This is a genomic window from Campylobacter concisus (assembly GCF_003048775.2).
Classification (GTDB): Bacteria; Campylobacterota; Campylobacteria; order Campylobacterales; family Campylobacteraceae; genus Campylobacter_A; species Campylobacter_A concisus_I.
In genome coordinates, this window is record NZ_CP049272.1 from 115,043 (window position 1) to 135,110 (window position 20,068).

Annotated in this window: 11 protein-coding genes; 7 read left to right on the forward strand and 4 right to left on the reverse strand. The window is 38.2% G+C overall.

Annotated features, from left to right (window positions below):
* Positions 1-22 precede the first annotated feature (22 nt).
* The 5 genes from CVT17_RS00530 to CVT17_RS00550 all read left to right on the forward strand — a co-directional run bounded on the left by CVT17_RS00530 (position 23) and on the right by CVT17_RS00550 (position 7,671).
* Positions 23-544, forward strand: coding sequence for an Hcp family type VI secretion system effector (locus CVT17_RS00530; protein WP_054195925.1), 522 nt, complete (start codon positions 23-25; stop codon positions 542-544).
* A gap of 182 nt (positions 545-726) precedes the next feature.
* A complete protein-coding gene (locus CVT17_RS00535) occupies positions 727-1,218 on the forward strand; it encodes a hypothetical protein (protein ID WP_196373571.1) in 492 nt (163 codons plus the stop codon).
* A complete protein-coding gene (locus CVT17_RS00540) occupies positions 1,215-1,754 on the forward strand; it encodes a hypothetical protein (RefSeq protein WP_230853298.1) in 540 nt (179 codons plus the stop codon). Before CVT17_RS00535 ends, CVT17_RS00540 begins: the two co-directional genes overlap by 4 nt.
* On the forward strand, positions 1,751-4,612 hold the full coding sequence (locus tag CVT17_RS00545) for a type VI secretion system Vgr family protein (protein WP_196373572.1): 2,862 nt from the start codon (positions 1,751-1,753) through the stop codon (positions 4,610-4,612). Before CVT17_RS00540 ends, CVT17_RS00545 begins: the two co-directional genes overlap by 4 nt.
* Before the next feature lie 227 nt (positions 4,613-4,839).
* On the forward strand, positions 4,840-7,671 hold the full coding sequence (locus CVT17_RS00550) for a retention module-containing protein (protein WP_107769934.1): 2,832 nt from the start codon (positions 4,840-4,842) through the stop codon (positions 7,669-7,671).
* Between the two features lie 196 nt (positions 7,672-7,867).
* Here CVT17_RS00550 and CVT17_RS00555 read toward each other — a convergent pair whose 3' ends face one another.
* From CVT17_RS00555 to CVT17_RS00570, 4 genes are all read right to left on the reverse strand, one after another.
* Positions 7,868-8,644, reverse strand: coding sequence for an ABC transporter ATP-binding protein (locus CVT17_RS00555; protein ID WP_107859049.1), 777 nt, complete (start codon positions 8,642-8,644; stop codon positions 7,868-7,870).
* Positions 8,635-9,597, reverse strand: a complete 963-nt coding sequence (locus CVT17_RS00560) for a FecCD family ABC transporter permease (RefSeq protein WP_107769932.1) — start codon at positions 9,595-9,597, stop codon at positions 8,635-8,637. The genes CVT17_RS00555 and CVT17_RS00560 overlap by 10 nt, the downstream gene beginning before the upstream one ends.
* Entirely contained in the window at positions 9,597-10,631 is a 1,035-nt protein-coding gene (locus CVT17_RS00565; protein ID WP_107769931.1) for an ABC transporter substrate-binding protein, read from the reverse strand. The genes CVT17_RS00560 and CVT17_RS00565 overlap by 1 nt, the downstream gene beginning before the upstream one ends.
* Positions 10,632-10,705: 74 nt before the next feature.
* Complete coding sequence (locus tag CVT17_RS00570; protein WP_107859048.1) at positions 10,706-12,787, reverse strand: TonB-dependent receptor; 2,082 nt, start codon at positions 12,785-12,787, stop codon at positions 10,706-10,708.
* 271 nt (positions 12,788-13,058) lie between these two features.
* Here CVT17_RS00570 and CVT17_RS00575 point away from each other — a divergent pair, with 271 nt between their 5' ends.
* Together CVT17_RS00575 and CVT17_RS00580 are read left to right on the forward strand one after the other, a co-directional pair.
* A complete protein-coding gene (locus CVT17_RS00575; RefSeq protein ID WP_196373573.1) occupies positions 13,059-16,001 on the forward strand; it encodes a retention module-containing protein in 2,943 nt (980 codons plus the stop codon).
* 186 nt (positions 16,002-16,187) lie between these two features.
* Positions 16,188-19,925 carry a retention module-containing protein gene (locus tag CVT17_RS00580; RefSeq protein WP_107769929.1) on the forward strand — a complete coding sequence of 1,246 codons (3,738 nt, stop codon included), beginning with the start codon at positions 16,188-16,190 and terminating at the stop codon, positions 19,923-19,925.
* The last annotated feature ends 143 nt before the right edge of the window (positions 19,926-20,068 follow it).

Sequence of the window (20,068 nt, forward strand, 5' to 3'; positions counted from 1 at the left end):
AAACTTTTTAATAGGAGTAAATATGTCACAACCAGTGTATATTAAAGTGAAAGGTTCTACACAAGGACTTATTTCAAGTGGTGCTTCAACAGAAGCTAGTATAGGTAATCGCTATCAGTCAGGTCACGAAGATGAGATTATGGCTCAAGAGGTTTCTCATATAGTAACAGTTCCAACTGATCCACAAAGTGGCCAACCATCAGGCCAAAGAGTCCATAAGCCATTTAGTTTTACTACATCACTAAATAAAGCTGTTCCACTTCTTTACAATGCTTTAACACAAGGTGAAAGACTTCCAGAGGTTGAGATCTATTGGTATAGAACATCAACTAGTGGTGGTGCGGAGCATTTCTTTACTACAAAACTAGAAGATGCAACTATAACAGATATTACTCTAGTAAGTCCAAATGCTCAAGACAAGCTAAACAGCGACAAAACAGAGCTTTTCAAAGTTTCAATGAACTATAGAAAGATAGTTTGGGAACACGTAGCTGCAGGCACAAGCGGAAGCGATGACTGGAGAGAAGCTACTAAAAAAGCTTAAAACCAACCTAGGGGTTACCCCTAGGGTTGATAAAATCATCTTCTAGCTAGAAGGACACAGATGAGCCCTTTTTATCTTTATCTTTTAAATTAACATGATATGTGAAATGCGATATGAAACACCTAGTTATAATCATATTTCTCATAACATCTTTATATTCACACGAAGCAAATTGTTTAAATATGTTTGCTGTGATCTTTGATAAAAATACGACCGATGAAAATACTGCTAAATGCGTAGAATACTATATAGATGATCTTGGATGTGATGCAAATATGACTATAAAAATTCCTGAACTTTCAATAAGACCAAATCTATTAGAATATGCTTATGATGCAAATAAAACAAAAACTTTTGATACTCTTTTGGAAAAAGGCACATACGCCAATACTAGCTTGGCAACATCCATAGGAATGAGCTTTTTATTTTTCTTTAGGGAAAATGGTGTTGGTATAAACAATAAAAAAGCAAGCCCTGAGCTATTAGAATTTATAAAAACTCAGAAATATAAAAAATTTAAAGAAGAGAAATTTAAATTAATTAAAAAACTATTAGATTATGGACAGGACCCGAAAGATTATTCTACTTTAAAATCTATTTTAAAAATTTTAAATGATAAAAAGGATTTAGATAATTTATTAAAGAATAGAACTCAAAAGGGATTAGCGCAATGAAGCAATTGGCAATAATCATATTTCTCATAACATCTTTATATTCACACGAAGCAAATTGTTTAAATATGTTTGCTGTGATCTTTGATAAAAATACGACCGATGAAAATACTGCTAAATGTATAGAATATTACATAGATGAGCTTGGGTGTGATGCTAATATAGTCCCAAGTTTCGCTAATGATGGCTCCAATTTACTAGATGCTGCTTATGAAAATAATAAGACTAAAACATTTGACTTACTTTTGAATAAAGATATTACGCCAGATAAATGGCTAACTGCAATTATAGCAACAGAATTCCTAGCCTTTTTTAGAGAAAATAGCGATGGCATAAAAGACAAAAAAGCAAGCCCTGAGCTATTAGAATTTATAAAAACACCGAAATATAAAGAATTTAAAGAAGAGAAATTTAAATTAATCAAAAAACTATTAGATCATGGACAAGATCCTTATCATTATGGTTATTTGAGAGTTATATTAAAGATAGTAGGAGATGAAAAAGATTTAGATAAGCTTTTGGAAAGTGAGAAAAGATGATGGATTTTTTTAACACTAGCAAAAAGAAACTTGATATAAAACATGATAATACAGAACTAAAAAATTTTAATGAAGAAAATAATAAATTTACTAACTCACAAAATGCTATTGATACCTTTACTTATCCTTTCTCAAAAATACCAATTATTGGAGAGATTTTTAAAGGAAATGCAGATGCCGCCAAAAATTATATAGATAAAGATGCCAATCTTAAAGAAAAAATAAATAAAGAAGCTGAACGTGGTGGAATAGAAGAAGAAGTTAATAGATTTTATAATATCAAAGAACCAGAGAAAAAATACTTTAAAAAACTTAGAGAAGAAGAAAACGAAAAAAGATTGAAAGAGCAACAAATGGACAAAAATTTAACATCACCAACATCATCACTAACCAAGCCTGTCATGCTAGCATCTGGTAACTCAGTAGCAACAGATGGCTTTGTGGACTACGGCGTATCTAACGATACCTTCTCAACTCTTCAGATAGTAAACGAGTCAAACGATAAATTTATCGTTACACGTGCAGATATTTATGAAAATTTAGAAAGTATATTTAGAATAGAGTGCTTTGCTTATATAAATTTGGTAAAAAACCCACTTTATGAAAATTTAGACACTATCTACAATAACGATAAAAGCTACTCAAGCATATATAAATATCTTGATAAAAGTATAAAGCTAAGCATAAAAAGGCCGTCTTCAACAAATAAAAATATCGTTCCAGATGGTAGCTCAAACGATATGCACTTTAGTGGAATAGTAAGTGATGTAGAGTATCTTGGTGTAGATGATGAGACTAGTACAAATATAGATAAAAAATACTTCTTTAAATTTAAGCTAACTTCGCCACTATATAGACTAAGCATAAATAGAGCAAATAGAATTTATACAGACCAGAGCATTTTAGAAATAGTAAAAGATATTTTAGCTTTTAATAAGCAAAGGCTAACCAAAGAGCTAGACTTCTCAAATATCAAAAATAACTACAACAAAAGAGAATTTATAGCCCAGTACAATGAGAGCGATCTAGCTTTCATAACAAGACTTTGCCATGATAGTGGTATATATTTTTACGAAGATAATGAAAAAATTTATTTTCATGATACATTTATACTAGCTTATAGCAATCAAAATGAAAATTTTACTTCAAGTGATACAAGTAGTAGCAAGGAAGCTAGAAAAGTAAGCTTTAATGTAAATTTGAATAATAATCTAGCAACCGAGCATATAAATAAAATAACAAAGAGCGAGACGCTAAAAGCAAATAGCTTTACGCACTCTTTTCAAAATACAGCTTATCCAAATGTGCTAGAGAGTAAAAATGAAAAGATATTTGACGAGCAGGTAAATATCTATGATAAGCATATAAATTTAGATGAGTATTCATTTAGTGATACTAGCTTGCTTGAAGTTAGCACCTACCTTAAGAAACTAAGAAGCGATATGCTTTTAAAAGAATTTACCGCTAGCTCAAATGTATTTGCACTAAATTTAAATGATAATATCTCGGTAGCCATTGATGCTAGCAAGGGTGAATATGAGTTTAAAATAATAGCTTTAAAGCATACTTATATTGATGAGAGCGTTTTAGAAAATACTTTAAATTTAGGCGATAATGTCCCATTTAAAGATAAAAAATTTATAAGCTCATACACAAACGAGATAAGCATCATTCCAAGTAGTGTAAAATTTGTCCCAAGCTACAAGCAAAAGCCAAAAGCACCAGACATCACGTTAGGTCTTGTGGTCGGCCAAGATGGACTAAATAGCCAAAATAACACGATCCATACTGATAGCTATGGTAGGGTAAAGGTGAGATTAAATGCTTTTAGTACGCAAGAGATAATCGATAAAGACGATGCCATCAATGCAAGCTATCACAAGAGTGCTTATCTAAGGGTGATAACGCCTATTGCTAGCAATAGCTCAGGCTTTTTTGCCATACCAAGGATCGGCGATGAGGTTATCATCTCGTTTTTACAAAATGACATAGATAACCCAGTAGTAAGCGGTAGCCTATATAATGCCTCAAATACGCCACTTGTAAATGTAGATAGCAACTATCACCAAACATCTCTTAGCTCAAAGACAATCGGCGCAAATGAGACCGGTATAAACGAGATCACTTTATCAAATTTAAAAAATAAAGAGCAAATTTATGTAAAAGCAGAAAAGGACTATGACGAGCTTGTAAATAACGACTTCTCTCAAACAATACTAAACGACAAAAGCTCACAAGTGCATGGAAGTTATACTGAACGAGTAAAAAAAGCCCACATTCAGACGATAGATCTAGCAAAAAATGTAAATGTCGGAGGCGAGTATCTAACAACAGTTGGACTTTCAAAAGATACAGTAGTTGGTGTCTCAAATACGCTAAATGTAGCTGTTGATAACAATACAAGAGTAGGTCAAGATAGTCATGAATTTGTAGGACATGATAAATTTGTAGAAGTAAAATCAAATCTTAATACGACCATACATAATGATGAGATGAAAGAGGTAAAAGGCACAAAAGAGCAGAACATAGATGGTGGCTATAAGCTAAATTCACAAAAAGGCATAAATGAATTTAGTAACGAGCATATTGTGCTTCAGGCAAATAGCTACATTGATATAAATGCTAAGTCAAATTTCACAACAAAAACAGCTGCCCAGCACACTGAGATTGCTGATTCAAAATTTAGCAATATAGAGACGACTTATGAGGTAAATGCCAAAGATAAGATAATCCATCAAGTAGGTAGCACAAAAGTAACGATAGAAGGATCAAGCGTCGTGATAGAAGTAGCTGGCATAAAGGCGATATTTGATAGTAGAGGGCTAAGAGTTATTGGTGGAGATATAAAGGCTTTATAAGATCATATTTAAAGACTTACTTTCTATTTTAGTAGGTCTTTAAATTTTTAAATAAAATCAATTTCTACTAAAATTAATGCTAAGAATTTTAAAGGCAAAGGCTAAATTTTAGGGCTACGATAAAAGATAGTCACACAAATATTTCACATGGTACAATAGACAAGCCCTTCTAAAATTTATATAATTCATTCAAAATTTAAAATACTATAAACAATAAGGAGAACATGATGGCTAAAGAAGCCGGAGTAGTTAAAAGCGTAAATGGAGGAATAGCAAGAGCACTTAATGACTTAACAGGAGAGGTAAGACAATTAAGTGTAGGAGATATTGTATACCAAGGTGAAAAGATAGTTACAGAGGGTTCTAACTCTAAAGTAACAATAACTCAAACTGATGGTAAAGATATAACCTTAATAGGTAAAGATACTCTAACTCTAGATCAAGACTCTAACAATAACGAAACAGTAGCTGATATCTCAGCTTTACAACAAGCCATCTTAAAAGGAACAGATCTTAATGCTCTAGAAGAAACTGCTGCAGGTGGTCCACAAGCAGGTGGTAATGGTGGAGATGGCGTAAGCTTATCTTCTACTAGCTTTGCAGAAGGAGGCCACATTAGTAACATAAATGCTAATGTAGGAAGCATAGATGCTTTATCTCTAGCAGCAGGTGGAGATAATAGCTTTGGTGTAAGTGGTGGAAGTGCTGTTGGGGCTGGAGCAATAGAACCTACTTTACCAGCAGGAAGTATAAAAATTCCTTTGTCAGCGTATGTAGGAGAGAGCACATCTTCTAGACTATTAGCTTCATTTTATAACTCTATACCTAATGGATATCATGTATATAGACATACTGATGGTAGAGATTATCTAACTCCTGATGATCCTACTACTCCTAGTGCATTCCAACACAAAGACGGTTGGTATGTAAGCAATGATGGTAAACTAGCTATTGGTCAAGATGATGCTAAAGACCTAGCAGTAACTAGCACAGCAAAAGCTTCAAACTATCCAGATGATGGCTCAGTAGCTAAGATAGTAAATCCTAATCCAAGTTTAAGAGTGTTTGGATCGGATAATATAGATAATATAACCGTAGACGGTGCACAAATAGCGTCTGTGCTTGGAGGAGTTGGAAACGATAACGTTGATCTCAAAAACGGTGCCAAAGTCTTTGGCGTTTCCGGCGGTTCAGGAAGCGATAATATAACCGTAGAGGGTGGCTCAAAAGTAGATACATTACTAGGTGATAATAAAACTAAAAATGATGTACATGAAAAAGCATATCAAGCAAGCCAAGGAAAAAATATAGATATAGAAGATAACGGTGCTGCTGGTGATACCATAAAAGTAAGCGGAAACGGAACGCAGGTCAGATTCATAGGCGCCGGCAACGGAGACGACGATATAACCGTGGATAAAGGCGCAAAAGTAGGTCTTATACAGGCCGACGAAGGAAACGATAAGGTAACCGTAAGCGATAGCGGAACTTACGTTAGCGGTATAAACGGTAGAGGCGGCGATGACGAGATATTGGTAGAAAAAGGCGCTAAAGTAGACGGTATAGTCGGAAGATGGGGTAACGATAAGATAACCGTAAAAGATACCGGTACCGTCGTAACCGAAAACATAGAAGGCAACGAAGATAGCGATACTATTAAAATTTTAGACGGCGCAAAAGTAAAAGGATACGTTAGTGGCGGACGCGGCGAAAGCCCTAGCATATATGGCGGAGCTGCAGATTCTGATAAGGATAACATTACTGTTGAAAACTCTACTGTTGAGGGAGTTGTAGAAGGCGGTATATGGGGCGGCAATGATGAAATGAAAATTAAAAATTCTCATATAGGCGGAATATCCGGCGGAAACGGCGAAAATAAGATAGATATTTCAAATGTTACTAATTTAGATGCAAAGACTGTTTGGGGTAATAAATTTAAGGATATCATAAATATTGACGGAACGCTCATAAATTCCGAAATTAAAACAATTGAGGGCGAAGATATCGTTAATATTAACGCTGGAGCGACAATAAATAAGATCGATATAAATACGGGAGCTGACAAAGATACTGTAAATATCAATGCTAATATTACTGCTGATGTTGGCAATCAATCAAATATTATGACCGAGGGTGGCATAGATAAAGTAAATATCGCTAGCGGGGTAACGCTCACTAGCACCGTTATTAATACCGGTGCCGGCGAGGAGACTATAAAAATTAACGACGGCAAAACAGCCAACGGCGATCGTATAGTATTTGATAGCTCTTCTTTAAATACTGGAGCGGATAACGATATAGTAGAGGTTACTAATACCACGTTTATGAATAGTAATAATAGAGGTTTATCTGAGTTAAGAACAGACGACGGCGACGATAGAATTACTATAAAAGAGGGAACCATATTCCAAGATGCGTCTTATGTATTTGCTGGAAATGGCAATGATACTATAACGCTAGAGAGCGGCGCTAAATTTATCGGCGGTAACGTATATGCACATGATGGCGACGATAAGGTATATGTTAACGGAGCAGAATTTACAAATGGTGGCGTAAACGGCGGAGCAGGTGATGATGAAATTTACATTAACGATGGTTCAAAATTTGATAATGGCAACATAAGGACCGAAACCGGAAATGATAAGATATTTATCAACAAAGGTGCAAACTTAATGAATAATACAGTTGTCGAAGCTGGAGCAGGCGACGATGAGATCACGATCGAAAAGGGTGCAATCTTGAATGATACAAAAATCGACGGCGGAGCCGGATTTGATACATTAAAAGTAGCTGACAATAGCATAGACTTTAGTCATGTTAAAAATATCGAAAAACTAGATATGACTAATGGAGAAAAGACAACCTTAACTCTTACAGCTGGCAATGTTCAAGATATATTACGTGATAGTAACGAGAATAAGCTAAAAATAGATGGTGATAGCAATGATGAGCTTACTCTTGGAAGTAGCTGGACTAAAGGTGCTAGTTCTGGTGGTTATACTACTTATACTAGTGGTACAACTACAATCGAAGTTCAAGATCAAATACACGTACTTTAATATCTATACTTTTAATCCCAAAGGAAATTCCTTTGGGATATTCTTTCATATCATTAAATTTTTATAAGTGTTTATCTTTTTAATCTATGTAAAATGACTTTCTGTCTATTTTTGTATAAATTTACAAATGCCTAATAATAGTTTTTATGGCTTATGGCCTGGTAAAAGCTATTATAAAGACCTAAGCACTCTATAATTAATCGATATTCCACCTAACCAGCAACCTCCTTTTATCTTCGACGTTTAAATTTATAAAATCGATACCGAAGAGTTTCGTTAAATTTTCACCCTTTAGAATTTGACCCGTCGCGCCGAATTCATATCCTAAGGGACCGTTTAATAGCAAGGTTTTATCCGCCGCCGCAAGCGCGTGATCGGGATGATGCGAGGTAAAGATCACGCAGGTCTTTTGCTCGCTATTTAGCCTTTTGATTAGGCTTAAAACGGCGTTTTGATGAAAGACGTCGAGGTACGACGTAGGCTCGTCCATGACGAGAATTTTAGGCCGTAGTACTAGCGAGCGAGCTATAAGCGCCAGCTGCATCATGCCGCCGCTTAGCTCGTCTACATTTAAATTTAAATACTCGCTAACGCCCGCTATGCTTGCGGCTTCCTCAGCCATCGCCCTATCCTCTGCGCTCGGTCTTGAAAACGTACCGACGTTTGCGTTTACGCCCATTAAAATCAGATCTTTTACCTTAAAGCTAAAAGCGATATTTTCGCTTTGGGGCACGTATCCTATGAACTTGGCGCGTTCTTTGCCGCCAAGAGAGGCATGATCGCGGTCATCGATCAAAATTCGGCCGTCTTTTGCTTTTAAAAGCCCTAAAATAATCTTTAAAAAAGTAGATTTGCCTATGCCGTTTGGACCCAAAATCGCAAGCGTTTCGCCGCTTTTTAGGCTAAGGCTCAAATTTTGCAAAATTTGCTTACGCTCGTAAGAAAAGCTTAAATTTTCTACGCTTAAGACCATCTTTTGCCCTTTTTAACGATGATAACGCCGATCATCGGAGCTCCTATAAGCGCGGTTAGGATACTTAGCGGGATTTCAGCCGAGCTCACGCTTCTAGCCGCGACGTCGGTTAGCATCAAAAATATCCCGCCTAAAATCGCAGAAATCGGAACTAGCTGCGAGTTATCGGAACCGTAAATCAGTCTCGTAACATGCGGCATCAAAAGCCCGACCCAGCCGATGATACCGGCGATGGCTACGCTTGCGGCCGTTATCAGTGTGGCAAGTACGATAAAGATAAAGCCTAAAAATTTACTCTCGCCCAAAATGCTTGCGTGTTCGCCGCCTAGGGATAAAATATTTAGCTTCCAGCCCATTAGGCTCAAAAGCACGAGCCCGCTAACGCAAACGGGAGCAAGAGCTGCTACGTCGCTCCAAGATATGGCACTTAGGCTTCCCATCAGCCAATATACGATGCTAGGTAGCTTTTCTTGCGTGTCGGCCACGTATTTGACAACCGAGATTAGCGCCTCGAATATCGCGCCCGTGATGATGCCCGCAAGCACCAGCATGAGCTTTGAGTTTTTGTTTGCCAAAACGCCCAGGGCGTAAGCTATCATGACGGCTAGAAATCCGAAAACGAAAGCGCCTATTTGCGTGGCTACGGGATTACCGAAAGCTAAAATGCAAACTACCGCGCCAAACCCCGCTCCGCTACCTACGCCGAGAATATTGGGGCTTACCAAAGGATTTGCAAACATCGCCTGAAATATCACGCCCGCCGCGCTAAGGCTAGCGCCTATCAAAAACGCCGCTATCAGCCTTGGTAGGCGCAGGTCAAATATCAAAGCGTAAAGCGTCTCTTTGTCGTTTTGATAATAGTCAATTAGCCCCTCAAGCGAAATCCTACCTGCAAGCAGCGAAAAAACGACCGCAAAGGCTAGAAAAAGCGATAAAAACAGATATTTTTTCATTATCTAAAAAGCTCGTAAAATTTACTCTCTCCGTTTAGATCAAAGCGTAAAATTTGAGCTATCTCATCGCCGCTTAGATCGTAGTCGTAGAGCAACTTGTAGCTCTTTTTCATCTCGTCTTTTAAATTTATATGCGCCTGCCCCGAAAACAGCACGCTAAACCACGCCCAGCCCAGGTGCGATTCGCCCGTAGGCGGCTCCCACATATCGCCTCCCAGAGGCATTTTATAGACGGCTTTTTGCTTGACGGCTTTTACGTTTTTTAAAATTTTATCGTTAAAAAAGTCCCGCGGAGTTAGCTCGTCAAAGTTGCTAAGCAAGATAACGTCCGGATTTTGCGCGAGGATTTCTTCTTTATTTAAAATTCTAAATCCCCCGAAATTCGCCGCGTTCGCTCCGCCGCTTAGTTTTATCTCGTAGTCGAAATACGTCCCGCCGCCCGCGGCCTCGTAGCTTTTATCCCTGCCGAATATAAAAAGAACCTTCGGTTTTTTACTAAGCCCTTTTACGAAATTTTCGATCTTAGCTCTAAGCTCGGCTCTGTTTTGTAAAATTTGCTCCGCTCTTTGCTCTTTTTCGTAAATTTTACCCAGCATCGCAAACCAAAAAAGAGGATCTTCCTCCGTGCCGCTTAAATTTACCAAAGCTACGTTTAGCCCTACTTTTCGCATCGGTTCGATGATCTTTTCGCCTCTCATGCCCCACTGCACGACTAGATCCGGAGATAGTTTTAGCAGCTCCTCGATATTTGGAGTAAAATCCTCTCCTATACCGCCTGCCGGGATACTAGCCGCGCCTTTTATCATTTTTCCGAGCATTCCGCGCTCGATGTTTTTCTTGGCTATCGGATGGACGGAGGCTAGGCGAGATACGTTGTTTTCGACGCTAAGAGAAAACGAAGCCAGCGGCACCGGAAACAGCGCTACGCTCTTAACGGAGCGGTCGAAGCGAAGCTTATTGCCGTTTTGATCGGTAAATTCAAGCGCGCCCAGCGTCGCGGCTAGTAACAATAAAGCAGGTATGATTTTTCTCAAATTTGATCCTTAAATTTGTAAATTTTAGGGTCTTTGAGCGAGCCGGTTTAAAACCCGCTCGGCAAATTTAAATTTTAAAAGCTAGCCTTAAAGCCTAGTTTGAAATTTCTACCCGGATTTATTAGCGGGTTGCTAGCGCTTCTAGGCTGGCTGATTAGCTCGTAGCTTAGGCTTGGGGCGTATTCTTTGTCAAAGATATTTTCGACGCCGAAATTTAGGCTAAAATCTTTTAAGAATCCTAGTTTGCCCAGACTCTTGCCAAAGTATAGGTTATGTACGAAATATCCCGCTCGCTCGCGCTCTACGCTATCATCTATGCGTGTCTTTCTCGCCGCCCAGTCGCCGCTATACTCTATGTAAGAATTTGCCAAAAACTCCGGCAAATAAGAAACAGCCACGCGTCCGCTAAGCGGAGCGATCTCTGGAAGCGGTTTGCCGGTTTGCTTGTTTTTGCCGCGCGTGTAGGCGAGATTTGTTTTAAACTCCAAATTTGATAAAATTTTATAAGCAAGGTCAAATTCCGCTCCGCTTATCTTGGCTCTATTTACGTTTTGCGACTGATAGTAGGTCACGCCGCCGCTTTGCCAGTTTCGCTCGACTATCAGGTCTTTATAATCTCCCGTGTAAAATATCAAATTTGATCTAAGCACTTTATCCGTATAGCGAAGTCCGGCCTCGTAGGTAACGCCTTTTTCGATATTTAGATCAGGGTTCGGTAGATACGCCTCGCTGCCTGAAAACGTAAGTATCGGAGCAACCTCGCCGCTCATAGGGGCTCTAAATGAGGTTGAGAAATTTCCTACGAATTCAAGCCCTCCGACTACGGGATAAATAAGCCCCAGCCCGTAGCTGGCTCTGCCGTCTTTTCTATCGTTGGCGTTTTCGTATAGGGCTTTTACGGCGGGGCTCATCGAGCTATCCATATCAAAGGACGTTTTTATGCGGTCGTAGCGTAAATTTGCGCTCAAAATCGCGTCGTTGCTAAATGCGTATTCAAGCAAGCCAAACCCAGCGACGTCAAGCTGTTTGGTTCTTAGCCTGTTGCGAAATCTAGGACCGTTATTTACGCTTTGATACACGCTATCCCAGTCCTCGTAATAAAAATCTACGCCGTAGGTTTGGGTTAGGTTGTCGCCTATAAATTTACCGATAAATTTGCCGCCGTAGACCTTCGGTCCGTTTACGTAGTTATCGACTTGTCTAGGCGAAAACGAGCCGATGTAAGGCCTTATATTTAGGTGCGTATAAAGCTCTCTGTAATACAAGCTAGAATCTAATATAAATTTGTCGTTTATGTTGCCTTCGTAGTTTAGCGCTACGTATTTTTCTCTAAGAGGCGCTTCTTTTATGTATTTTTGAAAGCCTCTTTTATTCGCCGTTCCGGGAGCACCGACCGCCGTACCGACTACGCCGCGCTCGGACTCCGTATATCTAGTTACGAGCTCAAGCCTGTGAAAATCGGCAAAGCTATATCCGCCTTTAAAATCAAGGCTTCGGTAGTTATACCTCGTATTTGGGATTTTGCCCGCAGGAGTGTCGTAGTCCTTACCGTGCTTGTAGTTTAAGCCCAGCAACGCGTCAAACCCGTGTCCGACTACGCCTAGTTGTAAGCGGTTTTGTACGCCTTTGTTCGCGCTTTGATACTGGGTGCTTAGATACGTATCAGATAGCGCCCAGTCGCCGTGTACGTCCCCGCTAGCTCTTTTAGTGACTAAATTTACTATGCCGCCAAACGCGTCCGTGCCGTAAAGCGTACTAGCGGGACCTCTTATTATCTCTATCCTTTCGATTTGATCGGGCGTAAATATCGAATACTCAAACGCCGGCCTACCTCTAAATCTAAGTCCGTCTACAAACATCGGCACGCGGTAATCAGACGAGCTAAAACCTCGCACGTTTACGGTACCAGAGTCCATGCCTTCGTTTACGATGGATACTCCCGGCGCCTCGCTGATTAGCTCGGGCACGCTTTTGCCGAGCTTTCTTTCTATCGTCTCTTTATCTACTACCGAGACGCTTTTGCTTATCTCGTCTACGCTTTGAGACGATCTTTGCGCCGTGACGGTTACGCCTTCTAGCGATTTTAGCCCTACTTCGTTCTGCGCAGCGGCCAAAACGCCAACCAAAGCAAGACTAAGCGCGATTTTTCTCTGCATTTAAACTCCTTTTAAAATATTTGAGTAATTATATAGAAATATATAATGATTTTCAATATGTATAAAAAAGTGATATCATATTTAAAAAAGCCATAATTGATATATTTATACTATATATTAAGACACTAAAATATATATGTTGACTGATGTGATATTTATGATATGTGCTAAATAGTACACCCCATTGTACCCCAGTACAATAGACATATACTTCTAAAATTTATATAATTCATTCAAAATTTAAAATACTATAAACAATAAGGAGAACATGATGGCTAAAGAAGCCGGAGTAGTTAAAAGCGTAAATGGAGGAATAGCAAGAGCACTTAATGACTTAACAGGAGAGGTAAGACAATTAAGTGTAGGAGATATTGTATACCAAGGTGAAAAGATAGTTACAGAGGGTTCTAACTCTAAAGTAACAATAACTCAAACTGATGGTAAAGATATAACCTTAATAGGTAAAGATACTCTAACTCTAGATCAAGACTCTAACAATAACGAAACAGTAGCTGATATCTCAGCTTTACAACAAGCCATCTTAAAAGGAACAGATCTTAATGCTCTAGAAGAAACTGCTGCAGGTGGTCCACAAGCAGGTGGTAATGGTGGAGATGGCGTAAGCTTATCTTCTACTAGCTTTGCAGAAGGAGGCCACATTAGTAACATAAATGCTAATGTAGGAAGCATAGATGCTTTATCTCTAGCAGCAGGTGGAGATAATAGCTTTGGTGTAAGTGGTGGAAGTGCTGTTGGGGCTGGAACTGGAGCAACTCCTGTTATACCTCCTATTGCTACAATTACAGCTTTAGGCGCAACAAATGCAACAGAGGGACAAGATTGGAATGGCCCAGAGTATAAATTCTCTCTAGGCGATCTAGATACAAATGGCGTAAATAATCTAGCAACTAGACCAACTACATATACCTTTAGTCTAAGTGGTGTAGAAAAGGGCGTAGATTATGAAGAGATAGAAACTCCAGATGGTAATTTTATCTTTGAATATAAAGATGCTAATGGTGACTGGGTTCCAATGTATGGAAATAAGCTTACCGTAAATGATCCTAGAGATATAGAAAACCTAGAGGTAAGAATAGCACAGCTAGCAAATAACTCTATCCAAAATCAAGGAGAGCGTGTAGGGGATGATTCTCGTTTTAGTAGTATTGACGGAGCAGAACAAGGCGTTTATGAAAGAAAAGCTACTGTAAATGTAACTAGCGATAATCCTCAAATAGCTTCGTCAAGCAATACTGGCACTATTACTGATACGGACGATGAAGTATCATTTACTAAGGGCTTAGATGGAAAAACAATAGACACCGAGATAGGTAACGACATTATTAATCTACATGGAGAGATTAAAAACGGTTCTAATGTACAAAGTGGAGATGATGATGACGTTATAAACCTTTATGGAAATCTAACTTCTGGTAGTACCATTAATACTGGTTCAGAAAATATATTTGGAACCAATAGTCACGATACTGTAAATGTTAAGTCTGGAGCATCTGTAGATGGAGCTACTCTAGCATCACAAGGAGTTGCGACCTTTAATATAGAAAAAGGAGCAACGCTAAATAATGCTCATATAAACCACATGTATGGTAGCGATCAAACAGTTAATGTTAATGGCACTCTAAACGAAACAGAGATGAACCTTGGCCGTGGAAACAACAAGATCACCCTTGACGGAGCTACCAGCACAAATAAACTTAGAGTAGAGACTCAAAGTGGTGACGATGATATTGTGATCAAAAACAGCAAAATTTTTGGTGATGAGAATTTAATTGGTAACCATAACGTGATGGATATACGCTCAGGCCAAAATACAGTTACAGCAGAGGATTCTGAGTTATCTCGTCTGGACATCCAAGCAAATGGTGGCGCATCAGATAAGACAACTGTTACTCTAAAAAATACAAAAGGTGAAAGACTCAATATCAATGGTCAAGAAGAAGAAGATGTAGCTAATATTGAAAAAGGCTCTACCCTTAACTCATCTATTGTTAATCTAGGTAATGGCAATAATACTATCAATGTAGATGGTGCTAAGATTACAACATCTAGCCTTATAACTGGAAGCAATGACGATATTATCAATCTTAAAAACGCAGAGTTAAAGAATGTTAATGTTGAGACATGGCATGGCAAAAATGAGGTAAATATCGAAAACGTTACAAGTGACAATACCAAAATCACTCTTGGTGGTGGCTGGAGCAGTGGAGATAATACCGTAAATATTAAAGGTAATTTCGGCGATATAGATGCTAGCTCTTATGGCAAAACCGCAATTAGTTCTTTTGGTAGTGCTGTTGCAAGAGACTTTATCAATATCGCAGATAACGCAAATGTTCATAACGTTAGATTTGATCTAAATCAAAAGTCAGATACTATCACTATTGGTAAGAATGCGACAGTTTCACACTCTCAGTTAATTACTGGGGATGACAACGATACACTTGAGATAGGGGATGGAGCTAATATTAGCAAAGGTACACATATGGATCTAGGATTCCATAGTGATACCGCAAAAATAGGAAATAACGTTACTATAGATGACTCTGATATTTATATGGATGATGGTGATACGACCCACCAAAGTACTTTTGGTAACGATACGGTAACTATAGGAAATAACGTAACGTTTAAAAACTATGCTGATGTAAAAGGTGGACAAGGAGACGATACAATTACTATAGGCAATAATCTAACCCTAGATGGCAATGCCGGTATCTACGGAGACTGGGGCGAAGGCGGCGGCGGAGTAAATAACGCTACTGACGGCAACGATACCATTACTATCGGAGATAATCTAACTGTTAAGAATAACTCTACCGTAAGCGGCGGCGGTGGAGATGATGTTATCTCTATCGGTAAAAATGCAAGTATTAAAGATACTTCGACTATCGACGGCGGAGCCGGATTTGATACATTAAAAGTAGCTGACAATAGCATAGACTTTAGTCATGTTAAAAATATCGAAAAACTAGATATGACTAATGGAGAAAAGACAACCTTAACTCTTACAGCTGGCAATGTTCAAGATATATTACGTGATAGTAACGAGAATAAGCTAAAAATAGATGGTGATAGCAATGATGAGCTTACTCTTGGAAGTAGCTGGACTAAAGGTGCTAGTTCTGGTGGTTATACTACTTATACTAGTGGTACAACTACAATCGAAGTTCAAGATCAAATACACGTACTTTAATATCTATACTTTTAATCCCAAAGGAAATTCCTTTGGGATATTCTTTCATATCATTAAATTTTTATAAGTGTTTATTTTTTTCTCGTTAAGTACACCCCATTGTACCCCAGTACAATAGACATATACTTCTAAAATTTATATAATTCATTCAAAATTTAAAATACTATAAACAATAAGGAGAACATGATGGCTAAAGAAGCCGGAGTAGTTAAAAGCGTAAATGGAGGAATAGCAAGAGCACTTAATGACTTAACAGGAGAGGTAAGACAATTAAGTGTAGGAGATATTGTATACCAAGGTGAAAAGATAGTTACAGAGGGTTCTAACTCTAAAGTAACAATAACTCAAACTGATGGTAAAGATATAACCTTAATAGGTAAAGATACTCTAACTCTAGATCAAGACTCTAACAATAACGAAACAGTAGCTGATATCTCAGCTTTACAACAAGCCATCTTAAAAGGAACAGATCTTAATGCTCTAGAAGAAACTGCTGCAGGTGGTCCACAAGCAGGTGGTAATGGTGGAGATGGCGTAAGCTTATCTTCTACTAGCTTTGCAGAAGGAGGCCACATTAGTAACATAAATGCTAATGTAGGAAGCATAGATGCTTTATCTCTAGCAGCAGGTGGAGATAATAGCTTTGGTGTAAGTGGTGGAAGTGCTGTTGGGGCTGGAGCAATAGAACCTACTTTACCAGCAGGAAGTATAAAAATTCCTTTGTCAGCGTATCTAAACGAAAATATAAACGACGGATTCGTTTTTCATATGCGAAGTCTAGTGCATGATATGTCTTATGCCGGATCTACTTTGAATGGATATAGTATAGTTAGATGGATAGACGGTAGGGATTATCTAGTTCCTAACGCTGGAGTAAATACATTTACCCTTCAAGACGGCTGGTTTAAAAGTAACGACGGCAAGCTAGCTATTGGTCAAGATAATGCTAAAGACTTGGTGCTAACAAGTAGTGCTAATTCAGCAAATCATACTGGAGATGTGACCAAAATAGTAGATCCTTCAAGTGATCTTAGCGTATTTGGCGGAGATAATGGAAGCAAGATTACTTCAGATGGTACTAATATAGATACTAAAATTTATAGCAGCGTAAAGGGTGACGAGATCAATATAACTTCTGACGTAACAGGTACTGGTACATTTGAAATAGATCCACTTACTAGAGAATATATAGGTGGTCAATCTTATATAAGTACCGGTTCAAGTTCAGACAATTTAAATATAGCTCCTGGTGTCACTTTAACTAATACCATAATAAATATGGGTGCTGGAAGCGAAACTGTAAATTTAAAAGGAACCGCTACGGATAAGATTAATTTTAAGGGATCTATCTTGATGACTGGTGCTGATAACGATGTAATAAATATCGAAAACGCTTCGTTTGATGTAACCGATGAGAGGGCTAGTGTGATAGATGGTGGAAGCGGCAATGATACTATAAACGTAAATTCTGGAGCCGAGCTAAAAAAAGGCACCATAATTAGAAGCGGAAGCGGCAATGATACTGTAAACGTAAATTCTGGAGCTAACATTCACGGTACCCGACATGAAGGGGCTGTTATACATATGGGTAAGTCTGTAAGCCCTTTGGATAAAGGCGAACAAGGAGATACTTCTGAGCTAAATGTTAAAAACGGAGCATTTATGTCTAATGCTAAAGTAGAAGCGGCAGCCAAAGAAAATACGATAAATTTTGAAAAAGGAGCTACTACTACGGGCGTTGAAATCGTAGCGGAAGATGCTGGTACAAAAAGTACGATCAATATTAAGACCGATCTAAAAAAATCACTGGAAGGTAGGAGATCTAGTATTAGCACTGGAGCTGGAGATGACATCGTAAATGTGAGCGATAAAGCTGAGCTAACCAGTGTCAAAATGAGATTAGGAGAAGGCCTAAATAAAGTAACTATAAACGATGCTACTATGGATAGCGGTAGTATAGTAAACGGCAATGGCGGCAATGAAATAACATTAACTAATAATGCAGTATTTAAAGAATCTTACATAGACACTGGAGATGGTAAAGATATCATAAATATAAACAGCGGTTCAAAAGTTGAGGGACTAGGTTCTGGTATAAGTACTAATGCCGGTGAAGACGAAATAAATATAAATAACTCTACAGTAGAAGGCGTAGATGAACATAATACCGTAGAAATAGACACTGGTGACGATACTGATATGATAACTATCAAAGACTCTAATATAAAATATACTGATATTAAAACCGGAAACGGCGGTGATATCGTTCAAGTATTTGATGGATCGTCTTTAAATTCTGTAAAAATGGAAACTGGAGAAGGCAATGATATAGTTACGTTTGAGCATCATAGTGAGAATTATGATTCAGATCCGACTCAGCCTTATTCAAAACCTATTGCGACTAAAACCGAGATAAATACTGGCAACGGCCGAGATACTGTACTACTAAGCGGTCTAGGCAATAGCGGTAACTATGCAAATAGAGTATCAGATTTTGACGATGTAAAGATAAATATGGGTGACGGCGATCATAAGCATGTGCAGATACACAAAGCTAAAGTCGAAAAGACTACGATAACTACCGGTAGCAAAGACGATTTGGTACAAATACAAGGCGACTCTTTAATGGAAGGTAGAAACAATATAGAAACCGGTGCGGGCGTAGACGAAGTATATATTACGGATTCTAAGCTTAACGGTACAGCTAGCGCAAAAACGAAGATAGATACCGGTGCGGATGGAGACCACGTAGTTATCAGAAATTCTACTTTAAAGCATGCGGAGATTAACACAGGTACTGGAGTAGATACTGTGGATATCGAAGATGGAATGATATTTGACGATAGCTCTATAAATACAGGTGCAGATAATGACAAAGTAAATATCAATAGTGATATAACTGGAACTATTCAGTCAAATATTCAAACCGGTGAAGGTTCTGACACTGTAAATATTGCTAGTGGAGTAACGCTTACTCGTACAGTTATAGATATGGGTGCCGGAGAGGATACTATAGAAATTAGCGGAAATAGCGCTACTGATCGTATAACATTTAAAGGATCTAAACTATATACAGATGATGCGGGTTATACTGCCAACGATAATGATCATGTAACGATCTCAAACACTACTTTTATGAAAAGTGACGACGGCAAATTGTCTAGTGTAGAAACCGGTGGCGGAAATGATGAAATCACCATAAAAGACGGTACTATATTCCAAGATTTCTCTTATATAGCTGCTGGAAATGGTGTGGATACCATAACTTTAGAAAGTGGAGCTAAATTTAATCAAGCTAATGTATATGCAGATGCTGGCGACGATATAATAAATGTTAACGGAGCAGAATTTAAAGGCGAAAATGCATATAACCATAATGCCGGCGTACATGGTGGAGCAGGAGACGATAAAATTTTTGTCAACTCTGGAAAATTTGATAATGCTAAAGTAGAGGGTGATGCTGGTAATGACACAATACATATCAAATCTGGAGCTAGATTTGAAAATGCTTCTATATATGGTGATAGCATAGATGGTCTAACGACCGGTAACGATACTATCATAGTTGAAAAAGGCGCAACGCTAATTAATACGACTATCGATGGCGGAGCTGGCAACGATACGTTAAAAATTGCCGATAGTAGCATTGATTTTAGTAAAATTAAGAATATAGAAACGCTAGATATAACAGACGTTAATAAAACTTCGGCCGATACAAACGTCGTAACGCTATCAGCTAATGATGTTCTAGATATGACTGATAGTAACAATAAGCTAAAAATAGACGGCGACGGCAACGATAAGCTTAACCTTTCTGGCGGCGGATGGAGTAAAGGAGCTAGCAACGATGGTTATACTACTTTCACTAGCGGTACCGTCACTGTAGAAGTTAAAGACGATATGGTGAATAATGTAATATATTAAACAACGTTTTGTTTAGTGAACTAATTTTAAATACCCCAAAGGTTTATCCATTGGGGTGTCTCTTTTTTTATTATTAAATTTCTCATAGTTATTTATCTTTTTAACTAGCATCAAATCTACAAAATTTTAGTTATTTAATCAGT

Excerpts from the sequence above, each read along its gene's own strand:
- CVT17_RS00530 (WP_054195925.1), top strand. The coding sequence starts at position 23 with ATGTCACAACCAGTGTATATTAAAGTGAAAGGTTCTACACAAGGACTT.
- CVT17_RS00535 (WP_196373571.1), top strand. The coding sequence starts at position 727 with ATGTTTGCTGTGATCTTTGATAAAAATACGACCGATGAAAATACTGCT.
- CVT17_RS00540 (WP_230853298.1), top strand. The coding sequence starts at position 1,215 with ATGAAGCAATTGGCAATAATCATATTTCTCATAACATCTTTATATTCA.
- CVT17_RS00545 (WP_196373572.1), top strand. The coding sequence starts at position 1,751 with ATGATGGATTTTTTTAACACTAGCAAAAAGAAACTTGATATAAAACAT.
- CVT17_RS00550 (WP_107769934.1), top strand. The coding sequence starts at position 4,840 with ATGGCTAAAGAAGCCGGAGTAGTTAAAAGCGTAAATGGAGGAATAGCA.
- CVT17_RS00555 (WP_107859049.1), bottom strand. The coding sequence starts at position 8,644 with ATGGTCTTAAGCGTAGAAAATTTAAGCTTTTCTTACGAGCGTAAGCAA.
- CVT17_RS00560 (WP_107769932.1), bottom strand. The coding sequence starts at position 9,597 with ATGAAAAAATATCTGTTTTTATCGCTTTTTCTAGCCTTTGCGGTCGTT.
- CVT17_RS00570 (WP_107859048.1), bottom strand. The coding sequence starts at position 12,787 with ATGCAGAGAAAAATCGCGCTTAGTCTTGCTTTGGTTGGCGTTTTGGCC.
- CVT17_RS00575 (WP_196373573.1), top strand. The coding sequence starts at position 13,059 with ATGGCTAAAGAAGCCGGAGTAGTTAAAAGCGTAAATGGAGGAATAGCA.
- CVT17_RS00580 (WP_107769929.1), top strand. The coding sequence starts at position 16,188 with ATGGCTAAAGAAGCCGGAGTAGTTAAAAGCGTAAATGGAGGAATAGCA.